The organism is Streptomyces flaveolus (genome assembly GCF_044765825.1).
GTDB classification, from domain to species: Bacteria; Actinomycetota; Actinomycetes; order Streptomycetales; family Streptomycetaceae; genus Streptomyces; species Streptomyces flaveolus.
In genome coordinates, this window is the sequence record NZ_JBIWKU010000018.1 from 92644 (window position 1) to 112429 (window position 19786).

Genomic DNA, 19786 nt, shown 5'->3' on the forward strand with positions numbered 1-19786 from the left:
GCTCAAGCGTCCCAGAGCCGCCCGAGGTCCAGCAGGCCGGCCCGGTACTCGATGCGGTCGGCCCATGCGGCCGGCCATGCGCCGGCGCCCAGGTGGGCGCCCGCGAAGGCGCCGGCGAGGCAGGCGATGGAGTCGGAGTCGCCGGAGGTGCAGGCGCCGCGGCGCAGGGCCGTCAGCGGCTCGTCGACGAAGAGCAGGAAGCAGAGCAGCCCGGCGGCCATGGCCTCCTCGGCGATCCAGCCCTCGCCGACCGCGAGGCACGGGTCGGTCTCCGGGGAGACGGTGCGCACCGCGTGCTGGAGCCGGTCGAGTATCGCCAGGCACTCGTCCCAGCCTCGGGCGATGAAGTGCTCGGGGGTGGGGTCCTGGGCGCGGGTCCACAGGTCACCGAGCCAGCGCTCGTGGTAGCGGGTGCGGTTGTCATAGGCGTAGGAGCGCAGCAGGCCGACCAGCCCGGTCGGCTCGGCGCCCTCGGCGAGCAGCCGTACGGCGTGCGCGGTGAGGTCGGAGGCGGCGAGCGCGGTCGGGTGCCCGTGGGTGAGCGCGGACTGCAACTGGGCGGCGCCGGCGCGCTGTTCGTCGCCGAGGCCGGGGACGAGTCCGACGGGGGCGACGCGCATGTTGGCGCCGCAGCCCTTGGAGTGGATCTGGCTGGCGTCCTGCCAGGGGCGGTCCCCTCGCTCCAGCAGGTCGCAGGCCGTGAGGCAGGTGTTGCCCGGGGCCCGGTTGTTCTCCGGCGACCGGTTCCAGGCGATGAACTCCCGCCGTACGGGCTCGGCCATCGCCTCGGGCGTCAGGCTCCCGCGGTCCATGGCCGTGCGCAGCCCCCGTCCCAGGGCCAGCGTCATCTGGGTGTCGTCGGTGACGATCGCCGGCCGGGGCAGCTCCATCTGCCGCCAGGGTCCGCACTTGGCGAGGATCGACGGGACGTCGTTGAACTCGGTGGGGAAGCCCAGCGCGTCCCCGAGGGCGAGTCCGGTGAGCGCCCCGGTGGCGGCGCGCTTGGTGACGGTGGTCGTGGTCATGCGGGGCGTCCTTCCCGAGGGGTGCGGAGCAGGGGCGGGTGCAGGGCGGTGGCCGGGCCGGCGCGGTAGAGGGCGGCCGGTTTGCCGCGGCCTCCGGTCAGCCGGGCGGCCCCGGGGACCGGTTCGACGAAGCCGGGAGTGGCGAGGACCTTGCGGCGGAAGTTGGGCCGGTCCAGGGCCGTGCCCCACACCGTCTCGTAGACCTGTTGCAGCTCGCCGAGCGTGAACTCGGCCGGGCAGAAGGCGGTGGCCAGGCAGCTGTACTCGAGCTTGGCGCCGACGCGTTCCCGGGCGTCGGCCAGGATCCGGTCGTGGTCGAAGGCGAGGCCCTGGGCCTTGTCGTACGGGACCCAGCGGGCCTCGGCCGCGTCGGTGCCCGCGTGCGGCTCGGGAGGGTCGGGCAGCAGCGCCGTGAACGCGACGGAGACGACCCGCATCCGGGGGTCCCGCCCGGGCTCGCTGTAGGTCCGCAGCTGCTCCAGGTGCAGCCCGGTCACGTCCGCCAGACCGGTCTCCTCGGCCAGCTCCCGGCGGGCCGCCCGCTCCGCCGACTCCTCGGGCAGCAGAAAGCCGCCGGGCAGTGCCCAGCGGCCGGCGTACGGCTCCTGACCCCGCTCGACGAGCAGCACGTGCAGCGCGCCCGCGCGGAGCGTGAGGACGGCGAGATCGACGGTGACGGCGAAGGGCTCGAAGGCGTGCTTGTCGTAGCCGAGCACGGGCGGCCACCCCCTTAATAGTCACTCAGACTATAAAAGGGGGTGGCCGCCCGTCACAACCCTCCGGACCCCTAGAGGTCGACCTCCTGCATCAGCATCCCGACCTCCGTGTTGGACAGCCGGCGCAGCCAGCCCGACTTCTGGTCGCCCAGCGTGATCGGGCCGAAGGCGGTGCGCACGAGCTTGTCCACGGGGAAGCCCGCCTCCGCCAGCATCCGGCGGACGATGTGCTTGCGGCCCTCGTGGAGGGTGACCTCGACCAGGTAGTTCTTGCCGGTCTGCTCCACGACCCGGAAGTGGTCCGCGCGCGCGTACCCGTCCTCCAGCTGGATGCCGTCCTTCAGGCGCTTGCCCAGGTCCCGCGGGATCGGGCCCACGATGTGCGCGAGATAGGTCTTCTTCACGCCGTACTTCGGGTGGGTCAGGCGGTGCGCCAGCTCGCCGTGGTTGGTGAGCAGGATGACGCCCTCGGTCTCGGTGTCGAGCCGGCCGACGTGGAAGAGGCGGGTCTCGCGGTTGGTGACGTAGTCACCGAGGCACTGCCGGCCCTCCGGGTCCTCCATGGTGGACACGACACCGGCGGGCTTGTTGAGCGAGAAGAACTGGTACGACTGCGTCGCGACGGTCAGACCGTCGACCTTGACCTCGTCCTTCTCCGGGTCGACCCGCTTGCCCTGCTCGAGGACGATCTCGCCGTTCACCTCGACGCGCGCCTGCTCGATCAGCTCCTCGCAGGACCGCCGGGAGCCGTATCCCGCGCGCGCGAGGACCTTCTGCAGCCGCTCGCCCTCCTGCTCGGCGCCCGGGAAGGTCTTGGGCAGCTTGACGTCCTTCTTGCCCGCGTACCGCTCGCGGTTGCGCTCCTCGGCCCGCGTCTCGTACTCGCGGGACGTGGCCGGGACCGAGCGCCCCCGCTGCAGGGGCTTCTTCGGCCCGCCCTTGGCACCGCCGCGGGCCGAGGGGCCGCGGCCCGACTTGGGGCCCTCCTGGGTGGCGCCGGGGCCCACGTCGTAGCGCCGCTCCTCGGGGCGCGGCTTCTTGGGACGGCCGCCCTGCCTGTCGTCGCGGTTGTTACCGGCGCCGCGGTGGTTACCGCGGCCACCGCTGCTCCCGCCGCGGCCGCCGCTGTTGCCACCACGGCTCCCGCCGTTGTTTCCGCTGCTGTTCCTGCCGCTGCTGCTTCGCATCAAAGTTCCGTCTTGTCGTCTGCGTCCTCGGAATCCGGGGCGTCCGGATCGAACGACGGGACCCCTTCCAGCGTCTCGGCCTCGATCGCCGCCGCCTCCGGGAGGAAGGGCGCGAGCTCCGGAAGCTCGTCCAGGCCGCGCAGGCCCATCCGCTCCAGGAAGTAGTTCGTCGTCACGTACAGGATCGCACCTGTTTCGGGTTCCGTGCCCGCCTCCTCCACCAGACCCCGTTGCAGGAGGGTGCGCATCACGCCGTCGCAGTTCACGCCGCGCACCGCGGAGACGCGGCTGCGGCTGACCGGCTGGCGGTAGGCGACCACCGCGAGGGTCTCCAGCGCGGCCTGGGTGAGGCGGGCGTGCTGGCCGTCCAGGACGAAGCCCTCGACGGCCGCGGCGTACTCGGGGCGGGTGTAGAAGCGCCAGCCGCCCGCGACGAGCCTGAGCTCGAAACCGCGGCCCTGGACGGTGTACTCGTCGGCCAGCTCGCGCAGCGCGTCCGCGATCTGCCGCCGGGGCCGCTGGAGGACCTTCGCGAGGTGCTCCTCGGTCGCGGGTTCGTCGACGACCATGAGAACGGCTTCGAGGGCGGGCCTGAGGTCGAGGGCGGCGACGTCACGCGGCCCGTCCGGGAACTCCGTGGTCTCGTCACTCACGCCTGCTGCTCCTCCTCGGTCTTCTCGTTCTCCTCGGGCTCCCGGTCGAACTCGTCGGTCACCACCGGCTCGGCGTCCCCGTCCCCGCCGGTCCAGCGCACCAGCAGATCGCCGAGCGCGGTCTCCTGGTCGAGCGCGACGGCCTTCTCGCGGTACAGCTCCAGCAGCGCGAGGAAGCGGGCCACGACGGTCAGGGTGTCCTCGGTGTCGTCCACCAGGACACGGAAGCTGGCCTCGCCCAGCTCCCGCAGCCGGGCCACGACGATCTGGGCCTGCTCCTGCACGCTCACCAGGGGCGCGTGGATGTGCTCGACGTACACCTGCGGCTTGGGCTTGGGCTGCATCGCCTTCACGGCGAGCCTGGCGAAGCCCTCCGGACCGATGCTGATGACGACCTCGGGCAGCAGCTCGGCGTGGTGGGGTTCCAGGCCGACGGTGCGGGGGTAGCGGCGGGCCTCGGCCTCCAGACGCCCGTTGAAGATCTCCGCGATCTGCTTGTACGCGCGGTACTGCAGCAGCCGCGCGAAGAGCAGGTCGCGGGCCTCCAGCAGCGCGAGGTCGGCCTCGTCCTCCACCTCGGCGGCCGGGAGCAGCCGGGCCGCCTTCAGATCGAGCAGGGTGGCCGCGACGACCAGGAACTCGGTGGTCTCGTCGAGGTCCCAGTCCGGCCCCATGGCGCGGATGTGTGCCATGAACTCGTCGGTCACCTTGGACAGCGCGACCTCGGTGACGTCCATCTTGTGCCGGGAGATGAGCTGGAGGAGCAGGTCGAAGGGCCCCTCGAAGTTGGCGAGCCGGACCTTGAAGACCCCGTCGCCCGCGTCCTGGGGCGCCCCTCCCGTCACCGACGGCCCGGGCCCGCCCTGCGGCGCGGCGGCCTGAGCGGCGTGGACGGGCTCCAGGGCCCCCGGTGACGGGCTCGCGTGCCCCTCGGGGCCGTTCCCCGGTCCCGGGCCCTCCGGCGCGGCACCGGACGTCCCAGGCTCGGCCGTGGGTGCCCCCTGCACGACCCCGGAGGGCTCCGGAGTGCCGTACGGGGGCCGCTCCTGACCCATGCGTACGTACTCCGCCCCGGGAGCCTCCGGCGCGGCGGCGAACGCCCGCGCCCCGGCTTCCGGGGCGTCCTGCGGCGTGCGGCCGAGGTCCGTGGGCCCGTACTGCGGCCCGGCCGCCTCGGGGCGGGCACTCGTCGGGGCTTCCGGGTCGTCCGGCGTGGTGGCCTCCCGGCCGGCGGGCCCCGCGTCGGGCTCCGCTGCCGTACCGGGGACCTCCGGGGCCGGCCCCGCGTCGGGCAACGCCTCCGCGGGCCCGGTGCCCGGCGTCGTCCCCTCGGGCGGCGGGGCCACCGGTGGCATCCCCGGCCCCCTCCCCAGGGCGCGCCGACGGCCGGCGGGGGCGCCGGGGCGGGGAGCGTCGTTCGAGGTCATGGCCCCCGCAGGCTACCGCTACCGCCCGCGCAGCCGCCGTACGAGGATGCTGGCGTCCCCGCGGCTCTCCAGGTCGGCGAGGACCACGGCGACCGCCTCGCGGACGATCCGGCCGCGGTCGACGGCCAGCCCGTGCTCGCCCCGGAGCACCAGCCGGGCGTGCTCCAGATCCATGAGCTCCTCGGCGGAGACGTACACGGTGATCTTCTCGTCGTGCCGCTCACGGCCGCTGGGACGCCGCGAGGCGGCCCGGCCGCGCTTGCGGGACTGGGCGGCGGCAGAACCTTCCTGCGCCTCCGGGCCGGAGTCCGGACGCCGCGCCGAGCGCTCCGCGCCCCGGCTGCGCGACTCTCCCGTCGCGCCCGGTTCCGCGTCCGCCGCGGCGTGCTCCGCGCCCTCGCCGTCGCCGCCCTGGGCGGGCACCGACTGCGGCGCGTCCTCGGCGGCCGCCTGGTCGCTCTCCCCCGCCGGAGCCGGTACCCGGGCGTCGCCGCCCCCCGGTCGCCGCGGGGTGGACGCCTGGAGCGCCATCCCCCCTGTCGTACGGAAGAGTTCGTCGGCCCCCGGCAGACTCACTCGGCGTGACACCGGGCGAGCACCTCCCTGGCGAGCTGGCGGTAGGCGGCGGCACCGACGGAGTTGGAGGCGTACGTGGTGATCGGCTCACCGGCGACCGTGGTCTCCGGGAAGCGGACCGTGCGCCCGATGACCGTGTGGTAGACGTGGTCGTCGAACGCCTCGACGACACGCGCGAGCACCTCACGGCTGTGCACCGTGCGCGAGTCGTACATGGTGGCGAGGATGCCGTCGAGCTCCAGGTCGGGGTTGAGCCGCTCCTGGACCTTCTCGATGGTCTCGGTCAGCAGCGCCACACCGCGCAGCGCGAAGAACTCGCACTCCAGCGGCACGATCACCTTGTGCGCGGCGGTCAGCGCGTTCACCGTGAGCAGGCCGAGCGAGGGCTGGCAGTCGATGACGATGTAGTCGTAGTCGTCCATCAGCGGCTTCAGCGCCCGCTGGAGCGTGGACTCGCGCGCGACCTCGCTCACCAGCTGCACCTCGGCCGCCGACAGGTCGATGTTGCTGGGCAGCAGGTCCATGTTGGGGACCGCCGTCTTCAGCAGCACCTCGTCGGCCGCCATGCCCCGCTCCATGAGCAGGTTGTAGACGGTGAGGTCGAGCTCCATCGGGTTGACGCCGAGACCGACCGACAGCGCGCCCTGCGGGTCGAAGTCGACGAGCAGCACCCGGCGCCCGTACTCGGCGAGCGCGGCACCCAGGTTGATGGTCGACGTGGTCTTGCCGACGCCGCCCTTCTGGTTGCACATCGCGATGATCTTCGCGGGGCCGTGGTCGGTCAGCGGGCCCGGGATCGGGAAGTAGGGCAGCGGGCGTCCGGTCGGGCCGATGCGCTCGCGGCGCTGGCGGGCCGCGTCGGGCGCGAGCGTCGCCGCGTACTCGGGATCGGGCTCGTACTCCGCGTCCGGATCGTAGAAGTGCCCCTCGGGCAGTTCGTCGTAGTCGGCGAAGTGGTTGCGGGGCGCGCCACTTCCGTCGCCGGCCATGGCGTTCACGTGTTGGCCATCCATACTCATGTGTGCTGTCTGAGTTGCCTGCGGACTCTGGTGGGCGGCTGCGAAGGTGCGTACAGCGACGGAGCCGACAGCCTCGAGACGCCCGGGGCCGTGGGCCCGTGCAGGCGTTCCTGGTTGACCACCCCCGGGAGTAAATGTCGACTCATTCACAAGTCGTCTTACCTCCTTGGTGACCAGGAAACTTCTCGACAGGTCAGCGTGACACCATGCCGACGTTCGGCGACTCTATGGCGTGTCGGCCGTCCGCAGCAACACAATCCGCCGGACCCGGCCCGATGTGTCGGCAATGAAACATCCCTCTGTCAAGGGCGTACGGCCGTCGCACAGCAGGTTTCACCGGTGCGCGAATCGGTTGAAGCGTTACGTTCGAGGCGAGTTGGCCGAGAATCGCAAAGTGACCATACACACACCCGGCCGGACCTTGTCGGGCAAGGTCCGGCCGGGTGTGCGGGATTGACGACGTCTGTTGACGTATCGCCTTTCCCGGTTGCTGACTTGGCCGGTCCACCGGCCGACGGGTCAGGCGAGCAGCGAGCTCAGCTCGACGTGCTCCAGGCCGTGCGCCTCGGCGACCTCCTTGTAAACGACCTTGCCGTCATGGGTGTTGAGGCCCTTGGCCAGCGCGGGGTCGCGGCGCAGCGCGTCGGCCCAGCCGCGGTTGGCCAGCTCCACGATGTACGGCAGCGTGGCGTTGGTCAGCGCGTAGGTGGAGGTGTTCGGGACCGCGCCGGGCATGTTGGCGACGCAGTAGAACACGGAGCCGTGCACCGGGAAGGTCGGCTCGGCGTGGGTGGTCGGGTGCGAGTCCTCGAAGCAGCCGCCCTGGTCGATCGCGATGTCGACAAGGACACTTCCGGGCTTCATCCGGGACACCAGCTCGTTGGTGACCAGCTTCGGGGCCTTGGCGCCCGGGATCAGCACGGCGCCGATCACGAGGTCGGCCTCCAGGCAGGCCTTCTCCAGCTCGAAGGCGTTGGAGACGACGGTCTGGATCTTCGTGCCGAAGACCTTGTCGGCTTCCTTGAGCTTGTTGATGTCCTTGTCGAGCAGGGTCACGTGGAAGCCCATGCCGATGGCGATCTGCGCGGCGTTCCAGCCGGAGACGCCGCCGCCGATGACGACGGCCTTGCCGGCCAGCACGCCGGGGACACCGCCGGGCAGCACGCCGCGGCCACCGTTGGCGGCCATCAGGTGGTAGGCGCCGACCTGCGGGGCCAGGCGGCCCGCGACCTCGGACATGGGAGCGAGCAGCGGCAGCGCGCGGTTCGGGAGCTCGACCGTCTCGTAGGCGATCGCGGTGGTGCCGGACTCGATGAGCGCGTCCGTGCACTCCTTGGAGGCGGCCAGGTGCAGGTAGGTGAAGAGCGTCTGGTCCTTGCGGAGGCGGTGGTACTCCTCCGCGATGGGCTCCTTGACCTTGAGCAGCAGGTCGGCGGTGGCCCAGACCTCGTCGGCGGTGTCGAGTATCCGCGCACCGGCGGCGAGGTACTCCTCGTTGGGGATCGAGGAGCCGACGCCGGCGTCACGCTCGATGACGACCTGGTGACCGTGGCGCACCAGCTCGTGCACGCCGGCGGGGGTGATGGCCACCCGGAACTCGTTGTTCTTGACCTCGCGGGGAATGCCGACCTTCACGTGGATCACGGTCCTTGGCTCAGAGAATAGGGCTATTACAAGGCATACCCGCTCAGGCTCGGGCACACCGGGGTAGACCGCAGGAGAACGTGCGGCAGAGCCAGTCTAATGAAGGTGTTCCCGCTGTCTAGCCTTTCAAAGCATCAATCTTCATCGGATGCGCTGCGGATTTCGCAGGCATCAGCGGCTTCCTCCCTCAACATCCGCTCGGCCGTGCCCCGGTGCAGGCCGGCCGCCGTGGGGTCGCCGAGGTGGTCGAGGGTGTCGGCGAGCCTGAGGTGCAGGGCGGCCTGGAGCCGGACGTCCTCGGCCCGGCGCGCCCACTCGACGGCCTCCTGGCAGGTGCGCAGCGACTCCTCGGGCCGCCCGGCGTACTCCTGGACGCGGGCGAGCTCGCTCAACGCCCGCGCGTGGGCCGGGAGATCGCCGGTCCTGCGGTACCCGGCGATTGCCGCGCGCCAGGAGCGCACCGCCTCGCCGTAGCGGCCCGCGTAGGTGTGGGCGGTGGCGATGCGGCCGTAGATCCGGGCGGCGTCGGCGCGCTCGTCGCGGGCGAGCCGCTGGGCGAGGGCCCGGCCGAACCAGTCGGCGGCCCGGTCGTTGTCCCCGAGCTCCAGGTGGGCGCCGCCTACGGATTCCATCGCGCGGCCGGTCGCGTACGGGTCGTCCGCCGCGCGTCCGGCGTCCAGCGCGGCCCGGTAGCGCGCCAGTGCCTCGGCGGTACGGCCGGTCCGGGCGTCCAGGTCGCCCAGGTTCAGCAGGGCGGCCGCCTTCTCCCGGGGCAGGTCGCGGCGCTCGGCCACGTCGAGGACGAGCCGGTGGACGTCGTACAGGTCGGGCGCCGCCGCCTGGGTGCCGAAGTGGGCCACCATGGCCCGCACCAGCTGGGACATCAGCCTGCGGGCGAGGGTGTCCAGCTCCCCGTCGGCGACCGCGAGCCGGGCCGCGGCCAGCAGGGCGGGCCGGCGCAGGCGCAGCCAGTCGGCGGCGGCCCTCGGGGTGGGGAAGCGCAGGGCCCGCGGCATGCCGTCGAGCTTCTCGCGGGCCCGGTCGTTGTCGGTCTCGGTGATCGCCCGGCACGACTGCAGCAGCCGCACCGTCCGCTCCAGCATCCGGGCGCGGGCCAGCTGGAGCTCGGCGGGCCGGTCGTGCCGGGCGGCGAGGGCCTTCAGCAGTGGGTGCAGGCAGCCGGGGACCTCGTACTGCGGCAACGCCGAGCCGACCGGGTGCAGCAGGCCGAGGGCGACGAATTCGTCCAGGGTGCTGCGCGCGTCGCCCACGGAGCAACCGGCGAGCGCGGACGCGGTGTGCGGGTCGACCAGGCCGGCCGGGGCGAGGGAGAGCAGGCGCAGCATCCGGGCGGCGGGGCCGGGCAGCGACGCGTAGGCCAGGCGGAAGACGCGGCTGAGCGGCGTCCCCTGGTCGTCCGCGGCGTGCACCTGCTTGGCGAGGTCGGCGACGGCCGCCTTGGGGCGGGCGGCGAGCCAGCCGCCGGCCAGGATGAGGGCGGCGGGCTGCGCCTGGCATGCTTCGGCCAGTTGCTCGGCGGCCCGGGGGTCGACGGTGATGCGGACCGACCCGGCGAACCGGGACAGCAGCTCCACGGCCGACTTGGTGTCCATGCCCCCCAGCGTGCACGGGCGGACGTCCGCGATGCCGGTCAGCGGGCCCTCGGAGACGGCGACGGCCAGGCAGTCCGGGGTGTCCGGGAGCAGGGCGTCGACCTGCTCGGCGTCGGCGGCGTCGTCGAGCAGCAGCAGGACCCGGCGGTCGGCGAGTGCCTCGCGCAGGGCGGCGGTGAGGTCGTCCTCGCAGGCGCCGGGCGGGGTGGGGCGGTCCAGCTCGGTGAGCAGGTCGCGGGCGAGCCGCCCGACGGGCACGCGCCGGCCGTCCGGCTCGCTCAGCCGGGCCCGCAGCACCCCGTCGGGGTAACGGTCGGCGACCTGGGCGGCGAGTTCCTCGGCGAGGGCGGTGCGGCCGGAGCCGGGCCGGCCCGCGATCAGCAGCACCCGTGCGCGGGGCGCTTTGCGGCCGGAGATGGTGTCGAGCCCCGCCCGCTCGATGTCGGCGCGCAGCTGTTTCACCTCACGGGTGCGGCCCAGGAACCGAGTCTCCCCGGCAGGGTCGCCCGACAGCCGTACGCCGTCCGTGTCCACCGCCTGATCCGTCACGGGCCACACTCCCGATCCCACCGCACGCCGGCGCCCGCCGGAACTCCGGTTCGGGCGTTTCCCGAGCCTAATTCACGCTGTGCTACGGACCGGGGGGAGCGCGGCGGGCGCATCCCCTGATCGGATCAACCGATGGTCACACCGCAGAGGACGGGCAGGGGCCGCGCAGGGCGGTCATGGCGCCGCGCGGGACCACAGGCCCGCCCTCAGGCCTCGAACGGGCGCGCCGGCCACGGTGCCTCGGCCGGGCGCAGCGCGTCCAGCCCGTCGCCGTGCTCCGCGGCGACCAGCGAGAGCACGCCCACGACGAGGCAGTTGTTGTGCAGGTCACCCGCGAGCACTCCCCGGACCAGGTCCGCGACGGGCACCCGCTCCAGCTCCATGTCGGCCTCTTCGTCCTCGACCGCGAAGCGCTCGCCGTCGGCCTCGGACAGGTTCCGGGCGAGGAAGATCCGCACGGCCTCGTCGCAGCCGCCGGGGGTGGTGTAGACGTCGGTCAGCACCTTCCAGTCCTCGGCCTTGACGTGCGCCTCCTCGTACAGCTCGCGCCGGGCGGCGTGCAGGGGGTTCTCGCCGGGCACGTCGAGCAGGCCGGCCGGGATCTCCCAGAGCTTCTCGCGCACCGGGTGCCGGTACTGGCGGATCACCAGCACCCGTCCCTCGTCGTCCAGGGCGAGGACGGCCACGGAGCCGGGGTGGACCTGGTAGTCGCGGCTCGCGACGGAGCCGTCGGGCATGACCACCTCGTCCGTGCGGACGGAGGTCTTCTTGCCCCGGAAGGGGGTCTCCGTCGCCCGGACCTCCCACTCCTCGGGGGTGTCCTTGATGGTCGTGCCCGTCATGCCCTGTCCTTCCAGATGTACGCGAAGAGGCCGGGACGCGCCCCGTTGAATGAACGCGTCCCGGCCACCGTACAACTGGTGTGTTACTTCGCCGTCTTCCGCTCGACCGCGGCCTTGACCAGCCCGGCGAACAGCGGGTGCGGGCGGGTCGGGCGCGAGCGCAGCTCCGGGTGCGCCTGCGTGGCGACCAGGTAGGGGTGGACGTCGCGCGGGTACTCGACGTACTCGACGAGCTTGCCGTCCGGGGAGGTGCCCGAGAAGACGATGCCGGCCTTCTTCTCCAGCTCCGCGCGGTAGGCGTTGTTCACCTCGTAGCGGTGACGGTGCCGCTCCTCGACGTACTCCTTGCCGTCGTACACCTCGCGCGCGATGGAGCCCTCGGCCAGCTTGGCCGGGTACATGCCGAGCCGCATCGTGCCGCCCATGTCGCCCTCGCCGGCCACGATGTCCAGCTGCTCGGCCATCGTGGAGATGACCGGGTGGGCGGTGGCGGGGTCGAACTCGGTGGAGTTGGCGTCGGCGATGCCGGCCAGGTTGCGCGCGGCCTCGACCACGATGCACTGCAGACCCAGGCACAGGCCGAGCAGCGGGATCTTGTTCTCGCGGGCGTACTTGATCGCGCCGACCTTGCCGAGCACGCCGCGGTCGCCGAAGCCGCCCGGGATGCAGATGGCGTCGACGTCACCGAGCTGCGCCTTGGCGCCGGCCGGGGTCTTGCAGTCGTCGGACGTGACCCACTTGATCTTCACGCGGGCCCGGTTGGCGAAGCCGCCCGCACGCAGCGCCTCGGTGACCGAGAGGTAGGCGTCGGGCAGGTCGATGTACTTGCCGACCAGGGCCATGACGATCTCGTGCTCGGGGTTGTGGACGCGGTCGAGCAGGTCGTCCCAGGTCGTCCAGTCCACGTCGCGGAACGGAAGGTCCAGCTTGCGGACGACGTAGGCGTCCAGGCCCTCGGTGTGGATCACCTTGGGGATGTCGTAGATCGAGCGGGCGTCGGGGCAGGCCACCACGGCCGCCTCGTCGACGTCGCACATCAGCGAGATCTTGCGCTTGATCGCGGTCGGCACCTCGCGGTCGCAGCGCAGCACGATCGCGTCCGGCTGGATACCGATGTTGCGCAGCGCCGCGACCGAGTGCTGGGTCGGCTTGGTCTTCAGCTCGCCCGAGGGGCCGATGTACGGCAGGAGCGAGATGTGCACCACGAAGACGTTGTCGCGGCCGACCTCGTGGCGGACCTGGCGGACGGTCTCCAGGAACGGCAGCGACTCGATGTCGCCGACCGTGCCGCCGACCTCGGTGATCACGACGTCCACCTCGTCCGTCGCCATGCGGCGGATGCGGTGCTTGATCTCGTTGGTGATGTGCGGGATGACCTGCACCGTGTCGCCCAGGTACTCGCCGCGCCGCTCCTTGGCGATCACGGTCGAGTAGACCTGGCCTGTAGTGACATTGGCGGAGCCGTCCAGGTCTCGGTCGAGGAAGCGCTCGTAGTGTCCGATGTCCAGGTCGGTCTCGGCGCCGTCGTTGGTGACGAAGACCTCACCGTGCTGGAAGGGGTTCATCGTGCCAGGGTCGACATTGAGGTACGGGTCGAGCTTCTGCATCACGACGCGCAGACCTCGAGCCTTGAGCAGCATGCCGAGGCTGGAGGCCGTCAGCCCCTTGCCGAGCGAGGAGGCGACACCCCCGGTGACGAAGATGTGCTTGGTCGTCGAGGATTTGGGCGGCATGGCCAAGAGGGGGCTCCCGTGGTCGCGGTCTGGGGTGCTGTGCGTCCGTCGTACGGCCCGGTTCTCCCGGGTTGTCGTCGGCGGCGCCGTCGCTGCGGTTCCGGGGTTTGTCTCCCACCGGTCCACGGGCTACCAGCGTATCAGCGCCGGAGAGCGAAGGCTTCCGGCCACGCTCCGCGCACACGCGGACACGGACGCGCGCGGCTCACCGGATTCTCACCCGGTGGTCACTCGTTCGGCGGACCCGTGTTGCCCGGAGGCGCACACAGATCATCTACGTGCGTCGTATCCTGCTCGGACGTTCGCTGCCGAGCCCGCCCGGCGACACGGCACCACCCCTCGCCCGTCAGCGCCGGAACAACGAGAGCTCGTCAGTTCGTTGAGCAACAATTGTCGTTTACGGCACAGCGTTTGGCTTCACGGCCGGACGGCTGCTTTGCTTCATGGCTCAACAACGCATGACACCCCCCTTGACCGCACTAGCGACCGCCCCCACGCGGGGTGACGTGGCCGTTCGACTGGAGTTGCACGTGGCCGGGCGCATCGAAGACTACGCACTCATCGGAGACATGCAGACCGCTGCCCTGGTCTGCCGGGACGGCACAGTGGACTGGCTGTGCCTGCCCCGCTTCGACTCGCATGCCATCTTCGCCGGCCTGCTGGGCACCGGGGAACACGGCTTCTGGCGGCTCGGGCCCGCCTACGCCCCCGGCGCCGAGCCGCCCGTCGCCGCGCGGCGCGGCTACCGCGGCGACTCGCTGATCCTGGAATCCGAGTGGGACACCCCCCGCGGCACGGTCCGGGTGACCGATTTCATGCCGCCGCGTGACGGCGCCCCGCAGCTGATCCGGATCGTGGAGGGCGTCTCCGGCCGGGTGCCGATGCGCTCGGAGCTGCGGATGCGGTTCAGCTACGGCCGGGTCGTGCCGTGGGTGCACAAGCACGAGGGCCGCACGGTGGCCGTCGCGGGCCCCGACTCCGTGTGGTTCGACACAGAGGCCGAGACCTACGGCAAGGCGCTCACCACGTACGCGGACTTCACGGTCGCTCCGGGTGACCGGATCGCGTTCACGATTTCCTGGGAGCCCTCGCACAAGGAGCCGCCGGCGCTGCCGGAGCCCGAGCAGTCGCTGGTGGCGACGGAGGACTTCTGGCGCGAGTGGGTCGAGCACTGTACGTACCACGGTCCCTACCGCGAAGCCGTGGTCCGCTCCCTGATCACGCTGAAGGCGCTGACGTACGCCCCCACCGGCGGCATCGTCGCCGCGCCGACCACCTCCCTGCCGGAGGAGATCGGCGGCGTCCGCAACTGGGACTACCGCTACACCTGGCTGCGCGACGCGGCGATCACCCTGTCCTCGCTGCTGCGCACCGGCTACCGCGAGGAGGCCCGCGCCTGGCGCGAGTGGCTGCTGCGCGCGGTCGCAGGCGACCCGGAGAACCTGCAGATCATGTACGGCATCGCCGGCGAGCGCGAGCTCGGCGAGGCGGAGCTGGACTGGCTGCCCGGCTACGAGGGCTCCACCCCGGTCCGGGTCGGCAACGGCGCGGCCCACCAGCTCCAGCTGGACGTGTACGGCGAGGTCACCGAGGCCCTGCACCTGGCCCACATGACGGGCCTGGCCCGCAACGACTACGCCTCGGTGCTCCAGCTGAAGCTGATCCGCTACCTGGAGGACCACTGGCAGGAGCCGGACGAGGGCATCTGGGAGGTGCGCGGACCGCGCCGCCACTTCGTGCACTCCAAGGTGATGGCCTGGGTCGCCGTCGACCGCACCATCAAGCTGATCGAGTCCGGCGACGCCGACGGTCCGCTGGAGCGCTGGAAGCAGCTGCGCGACGACATCCACCGGGACGTGTGCGAGAAGGGCTACGACAAGGAACGCAACACCTTCACGCAGTCCTACGGCTCCCAGGAGCTGGACGCGTCGCTGCTGCTGATCCCGCAGATGGGCTTCCTGCCGCCGGACGACAAGCGGGTCATCGGCACCATCGAGGCCATCCAGCGGGAGCTGTCCACGTCGGACGGCTTCATCCTGCGCTACCCGACGGACGGCAAGGACGAGGGCGTCGACGGCCTGCCCGGTGACGAGGGCGCCTTCCTGGCCTGCTCGTTCTGGATGGCCGACGACCTGGCGATGATCGGCCGGGTGGACGAGGCGCGCAAGCTCTTCGAGAAGCTGCTGTCCCTGCGCAACGACCTGGGGCTGCTCGCCGAGGAGTGGGACCCGCGCCTGCAGCGCCAGGTCGGCAACTTCCCTCAGGCGTTCAGCCACGTGCCCCTGATCGACACGGCCCTGCGCCTGACGGCGAGCGGGGCGTACGGGGGCTGAGGGCGCTGAGGAGGAGGACGTGGCCGCACCCGCCTAGGCTGGAGAGATACTCCAACCCCTTTGCGGATGGGGGCGGCCATGACTTCCCTTTCGACGGCGGGTGCGGCGACGGCCGCGCTGCGCGAAGAACTCACCGGCGAGGTGTTCGCCCCCGGTGACCCGGGTTACGACGAGGCCCGGACCGTCCACAACGCCATGATCGACCGGCGGCCCGCCGTGATCGCGCGGTGCGCGCACGAGGACGACGTGGTGCGCGCCGTACGCTTCGGCAGAGAGCTGGACCTGCCCATCGCGGTACGCGGCGGCGGCCACAGCGTGTCCGGTCAGGCCCTCAACGACGGTGGTCTGGTGATCGACCTGCGTCTGATGCACGAGGTGACGGTCCACCCCGCGGCCCGGGCGGTACGGGTCGGCGGCGGGGCGACGATGAGCCACCTGGACCGTGGCACACAGCCCTACGGCCTCGCCACCACCGGCGGTCGCGCCTCCACGACCGGCGTCGGCGGCTTCGTGCTGGGCGGCGGCACCGGCTGGCTGGACCGCTGGTGCGGACTGGCCGTGGACAATCTGCTCGGTGTGGAACTGGTCACCGCCGACGCCCGCAGGATCCAGGCCGGCCCCGACGAGAACGCGGACCTCTTCTGGGGACTGCACGGCGGCGGCGGGAACTTCGGCATCGCCACGGCGCTCACCCTGAAGCTGCACGAGCTGCCGGAGTTCTCCCTCGCCCTGGTGCTGTACCCGCCGGAGTCCGGCGAGCTCGTCGTCCGCGCCTTCCGTGACGTCATCGAGTCGGGTCCCGACGAGGTGGGCGGCGGCGTGCTCTACTTCACCGGCCCGCCCGCGGAGTTCGTGCCACCGCACCTGGTGGGCACCCTGCTGTGCGGGATGCTCCTCACCCACGCGGGCCCGGAGGCGGGCCTGCGCAGGTTCGCCGAGCCACTGCTGGCGCTGCCCCACGAGGCCGAGGTCGTCGGCGCGGTGCCGTACGCCGACCTGCAGTGCATGATCGACGACCCGCCGGGACTGCGGAACTACTGGTCGGCCGAACATCTGACGGGGCTCCCCGACGAAGCCGTGGACGTGTACTGCGCCCGCGCGGCCACCATGCCCGTGCCGAGCGGCACTCAGCACACCCTGTTCCCGCAGGGCGGCGCGATCTCCGACGGGCCGTCCGACTACCCGGTGCCCTACCGGGACGCCTCGTGGGTGGTGCACCCCTTCGGGGTGTGGGAGGACCCGGACGACGACGAACGCGGCATCCGGTGGGTGCGGGACGTGCGCGCGGACGTGCGGCCGTGGAGCACCGGGGCGGTGTACCTCAACTTCATCGGCGACGAGGGCGCGGACCGGGTGGTGGCCGGGCTGGGTACCGAGAACGCCCGCAGGCTCGCGGAGCTGAAGCGGCGGTACGACCCCGACAACGTGTTCCGGTTCAACCACAACATCCGCCCCGCGTGACGCACCGGCGCGAGGCGCCCCCGCGCGATGTGCCCGGCAGCGGCCCCCGCGGGTAGCGTCCGGCTCATGGACAGCGGCAGAGTCAACAGCGGCGACGGCCTCAGGGACGGCGGATACGGACCACGGGGGGCCGGCATCACCGTGCAGCGGGCCCTGGAACTTCCCGGGCTGCGCAGCGGCCTTCCGGAGATCCTCGCCGGCGCCGACCGCCTGCACCGCACCGTGCGCTGGGTGCACGCGGGCGAGGTGCCCAACATCGCCTCCCTCCTCAAGGGCGGCGAGCTCCTGCTGACCACCGGCTACGGCCTCGGCACCCGCCCCGCCGAGCAGCGGGCGTTCGTCCGCACGCTCGCCGAGCGCGGCATCGCGGCCCTGGTCGTGGAGCTGGGCCCGCGTTTCGCCCGGCTGCCCGCGACCCTCGTGGACACCGCCCGCGCGGCCGGGCTGCCGCTGGTCCAGCTGCACCGCGAGGTGCCGTTCGTGACGGTCACCGAGGAGATCCACACCGAGATCGTCAACGGCCACTACGCGCTGCTCCAGCGGGCCGAGGAGGTGCACCGCCGCTGCACCGACGCGCTCCTGGGCGGCGGCGGGGTGCCCCAGGTGCTCGGCATCCTCGCCGAGTTCGGCGACAACCCGGTCTTCCTGGAGACGACCGACGGCCGCCTGCTGTACGCCGCCGGCTCCGGACCCGAGGGCGCCGACCCGCTCCAGGTGTGGGAGGGGCTGCGGGGCCAGCACAAGGAGACCCCGCCCCCGGCGGGCTCGGTGCTGGTGGACGTGCCCGGGGGCGGCCCCGGCGCCGGGTCGGTGCGCGCCCGGCTGGTCCTGCTGCCCGTACGGTCCCCGCTGGCTCCGGTGCACCGAATGGCAGCGGAGCGGGCGGCCGGCATCCTCGCCGTGGTGCTGATGCAGGCACGGCAGGAGGAGGAGCTGGCGGCGCGCGGGCGCGGTGACTTCCTCACCGACCTCGCCGAGGGCCGGATCACGGCCGAGGACGCCCCGGCGCAGGCCCGCGTCCTCGGCTTCAAGCCGGGCGCCAGTCCGCTGCTGCCGGTGGTGATGCGGCTCGGCGACACCCTCGCTCCCGCCGGCGGCGGCTGGGCGGTGCTGGCCCGCGCGGTCGCCGAGGAGCTGGCGTCGGTCGGGGTGCCGGTGCTGCTGGGCGTGCGTCCGGTGGAGGGCCGGGTGCCGCTCCTGCTGGGCCTGCGCTCGGAGTCGGAGCGGGCGGCGGTCGCCGACCGGGTCGCGGCGGCGCTGCGGGCGGGCGTGGAGCGGGCCGGGATGCAGCGCCCGGGAACGCACCCGCCGGTCGTGGTCGTCGGGGTGGCCGGCGGCTGGGCGGCGGCGTCGGCCGGTCTGCGGCACGCGGCGGAGACGGCGACCGCGGCCCAGGGCCTCGGCGACCGGCCGTGGTACGACGCCCGGCGCCTCGACATCGACCTGCTGCTGTGGCGGCTGCGCGACCATCCGGACCTGGCGGCGTTCGTGGGCCGGGCGATCGGCCCCCTCCAGGACCACGACAACCGTTCCAAGCCGCCCCTGCTGCCCACGCTCCAGACGTACTTGGCGCACGCGGGCCGCAAGGCGGAGACGGCACGCGAACTCCACCTGAACCGGCAGACGCTGTACAACCGGCTGGCGCGGATCGGGGAGTTGCTGGGCACGGACCTCGACGACCCGCAGACCGTACTGGCGTTGAGCCTGGCCCTGCGGGCACGCCGGCACGTGCCCTAGAGGGAACGCCTGGAGGAGGACGCCTAGAGCAGCGGCGTGGGCCGGGTCAGTTCGTCGTAGACGCTGAGGATCTGCGCGACCGTCTCGTCCTCGGTCGGCCAGGTGGCCGCCTGCCGTACGCCCCGGTCGCGCAGCGCCTCGCGCCGCGCGGCGTCGCCGAGCAGGCCGACGACGGCGTCGGCGAGTGCCCCGGCGTCCCTGGGCGGGACGAGTTCGGCGGCGTCGCCGACGAGTTCGGGGATGCCGCCGGTGGCGCCGGCGACGAGCGGCAGGCGCGCGTGCAGGGCCTCCTGGGCGAGAACGGAGCGTCCCGCCCCGCGGTGGTCCGGCAGCAGCGCGAGGTCGGCCGCCGAGAGCAGGTCGGTGACGTCGTCGCGGCGGCCGATGAGCGCCACCGGCAGCCGCTCGTCCTCGATCCGCCGCTGCAACTCCCCGCGCAGCGGGCCCTCCCCGGCGACGACGACCAGGGGCACGGGGTCGAGGCGGCGCCACGCGCGCGCGGCGTCGAGCAGGACGTCGTATCCGCGGTGCGGTTCCAGGGAACCCACGGCGATGAGCAACGGGCGGCCGACGGCGCCGAGTTCGGCCCGGACCTTCGGGCCCGTCCGGTCGGGGTCCTCCGGCCCGGCGGCCCGGCGGGGACGGCCGGGGAGCGCGACGGGACCGAGCCGGGCGTCCCGCGCGCCGGTCAGCCGGGCCCGGTCGACCAGGTCCGAGGTGGCGCCGAGCACCACGGTGGCGGCCCGCATCACCCGCCGTTCCAGCACCCGCAGCAGATGGGCGCGCGCCCCTTCGGCGTGGGCCCGGTCGTGCCAGGTGACGACGAGCGGGGTACGGACCCGGCGCCCGCCGAGGGCCAGCGCGGCACGGAGGGAGGCGTGCAGCCCGTGCGCGTGCACCAGGTCGGCGTCCGCGCACACCGCCCGCAGCGCCGCCACGGAGACGGGGTCGCTGCTGCGGGGCACGTGCACGTGGTCCGCTCCGGCGCCCGTGAAGTCGTAGGTGCGTTCCGCATCGGCGGGGGCGCACACCGTGACCTTCACGCCCCTCGCGACGAGCCCCGCGGCCAGCGAGCGCACATGCGCGCTGCTGCCGGCGTTGCCTCCGCCCAGCACCTGCACGGTGCGCAGCGGCGCCGGGCCGAGCGGTGAGTGGCTGCTCACGAGGGTCACGTGTCCCGGGACTCCTGGTTCGGCGGGGGACGGTCTCGAAGAACGTACAGAAGGATGGTGCGGTCGGGGCGCGCCGACGGTTTCCTGTGCGTTACTCCG

15 protein-coding genes are annotated in these 19786 nt (G+C 72.8%); 3 read left to right on the plus strand and 12 right to left on the minus strand.

Going from position 1 to position 19786, the window contains the following annotated elements; all coding sequences use genetic code 11:
- Positions 1 to 2 precede the first annotated feature (2 nt).
- The 11 genes from ACIRG6_RS36315 to ACIRG6_RS36365 form a co-directional block, all read right to left on the minus strand.
- Positions 3 to 1025 (minus strand): ADP-ribosylglycohydrolase family protein, encoded by a 1023-nt coding sequence (locus ACIRG6_RS36315; RefSeq protein ID WP_403326161.1) that lies wholly within the window; start codon positions 1023 to 1025, stop codon positions 3 to 5.
- The gene (locus tag ACIRG6_RS36320) at positions 1022 to 1741 is read right to left on the minus strand and encodes an NUDIX hydrolase (RefSeq protein ID WP_189230388.1); all 720 of its coding nucleotides are present in this window, start codon (positions 1739 to 1741) and stop codon (positions 1022 to 1024) included. The genes ACIRG6_RS36315 and ACIRG6_RS36320 overlap by 4 nt, the downstream gene beginning before the upstream one ends.
- A gap of 71 nt (positions 1742 to 1812) precedes the next feature.
- On the minus strand, positions 1813 to 2928 hold the full coding sequence (locus ACIRG6_RS36325) for a pseudouridine synthase (protein WP_350725082.1): 1116 nt from the start codon (positions 2926 to 2928) through the stop codon (positions 1813 to 1815).
- On the minus strand, positions 2928 to 3581 hold the full coding sequence (gene scpB, locus ACIRG6_RS36330) for an SMC-Scp complex subunit ScpB (RefSeq protein WP_239771137.1): 654 nt from the start codon (positions 3579 to 3581) through the stop codon (positions 2928 to 2930). Before scpB ends, ACIRG6_RS36325 begins: the two co-directional genes overlap by 1 nt.
- Positions 3578 to 4636: a segregation and condensation protein A gene (locus ACIRG6_RS36335; protein ID WP_450152419.1), complete on the minus strand. Its 1059-nt coding sequence runs from the start codon at positions 4634 to 4636 to the stop codon at positions 3578 to 3580. Before ACIRG6_RS36335 ends, scpB begins: the two co-directional genes overlap by 4 nt.
- A 390-nt stretch (positions 4637 to 5026) precedes the next feature.
- The gene (locus ACIRG6_RS36340; RefSeq protein ID WP_364819712.1) at positions 5027 to 5539 is read right to left on the minus strand and encodes a hypothetical protein; all 513 of its coding nucleotides are present in this window, start codon (positions 5537 to 5539) and stop codon (positions 5027 to 5029) included.
- A 41-nt stretch (positions 5540 to 5580) separates the two neighbouring features.
- Positions 5581 to 6603, minus strand: coding sequence for a ParA family protein (locus ACIRG6_RS36345; protein ID WP_003977053.1), 1023 nt, complete (start codon positions 6601 to 6603; stop codon positions 5581 to 5583).
- Positions 6604 to 7122: 519 nt separating this feature from the next.
- Positions 7123 to 8247, minus strand: coding sequence for an alanine dehydrogenase (gene ald / locus ACIRG6_RS36350; RefSeq protein ID WP_364685279.1), 1125 nt, complete (start codon positions 8245 to 8247; stop codon positions 7123 to 7125).
- Between the two features lie 134 nt (positions 8248 to 8381).
- The gene (locus ACIRG6_RS36355; protein ID WP_364685276.1) at positions 8382 to 10409 is read right to left on the minus strand and encodes a tetratricopeptide repeat protein; all 2028 of its coding nucleotides are present in this window, start codon (positions 10407 to 10409) and stop codon (positions 8382 to 8384) included.
- 206 nt (positions 10410 to 10615) lie between these two features.
- Entirely contained in the window at positions 10616 to 11251 is a 636-nt protein-coding gene (locus ACIRG6_RS36360; protein WP_364685273.1) for an NUDIX hydrolase, read from the minus strand.
- Positions 11252 to 11334: 83 nt separating this feature from the next.
- The gene (locus ACIRG6_RS36365) at positions 11335 to 12984 is read right to left on the minus strand and encodes a CTP synthase (RefSeq protein ID WP_318217959.1); all 1650 of its coding nucleotides are present in this window, start codon (positions 12982 to 12984) and stop codon (positions 11335 to 11337) included.
- A gap of 530 nt (positions 12985 to 13514) precedes the next feature.
- Here ACIRG6_RS36365 and ACIRG6_RS36370 point away from each other — a divergent pair.
- The 3 genes from ACIRG6_RS36370 (at position 13515) to ACIRG6_RS36380 (ending at position 18515) form a co-directional block, all read left to right on the plus strand.
- Positions 13515 to 15317 carry a glycoside hydrolase family 15 protein gene (locus tag ACIRG6_RS36370; protein ID WP_189230380.1) on the plus strand — a complete coding sequence of 601 codons (1803 nt, stop codon included), beginning with the start codon at positions 13515 to 13517 and terminating at the stop codon, positions 15315 to 15317.
- Between the two features lie 78 nt (positions 15318 to 15395).
- Complete coding sequence (locus ACIRG6_RS36375; RefSeq protein WP_364685269.1) at positions 15396 to 16778, plus strand: FAD-binding oxidoreductase; 1383 nt, start codon at positions 15396 to 15398, stop codon at positions 16776 to 16778.
- 66 nt (positions 16779 to 16844) lie between these two features.
- Complete coding sequence (locus tag ACIRG6_RS36380) at positions 16845 to 18515, plus strand: PucR family transcriptional regulator (RefSeq protein ID WP_365021413.1); 1671 nt, start codon at positions 16845 to 16847, stop codon at positions 18513 to 18515.
- 23 nt (positions 18516 to 18538) lie between these two features.
- Here ACIRG6_RS36380 and ACIRG6_RS36385 read toward each other — a convergent pair whose 3' ends face one another.
- Positions 18539 to 19687 carry a glycosyltransferase family 4 protein gene (locus ACIRG6_RS36385; protein ID WP_403326172.1) on the minus strand — a complete coding sequence of 383 codons (1149 nt, stop codon included), beginning with the start codon at positions 19685 to 19687 and terminating at the stop codon, positions 18539 to 18541.
- Positions 19688 to 19786: the final 99 nt, after the last annotated feature.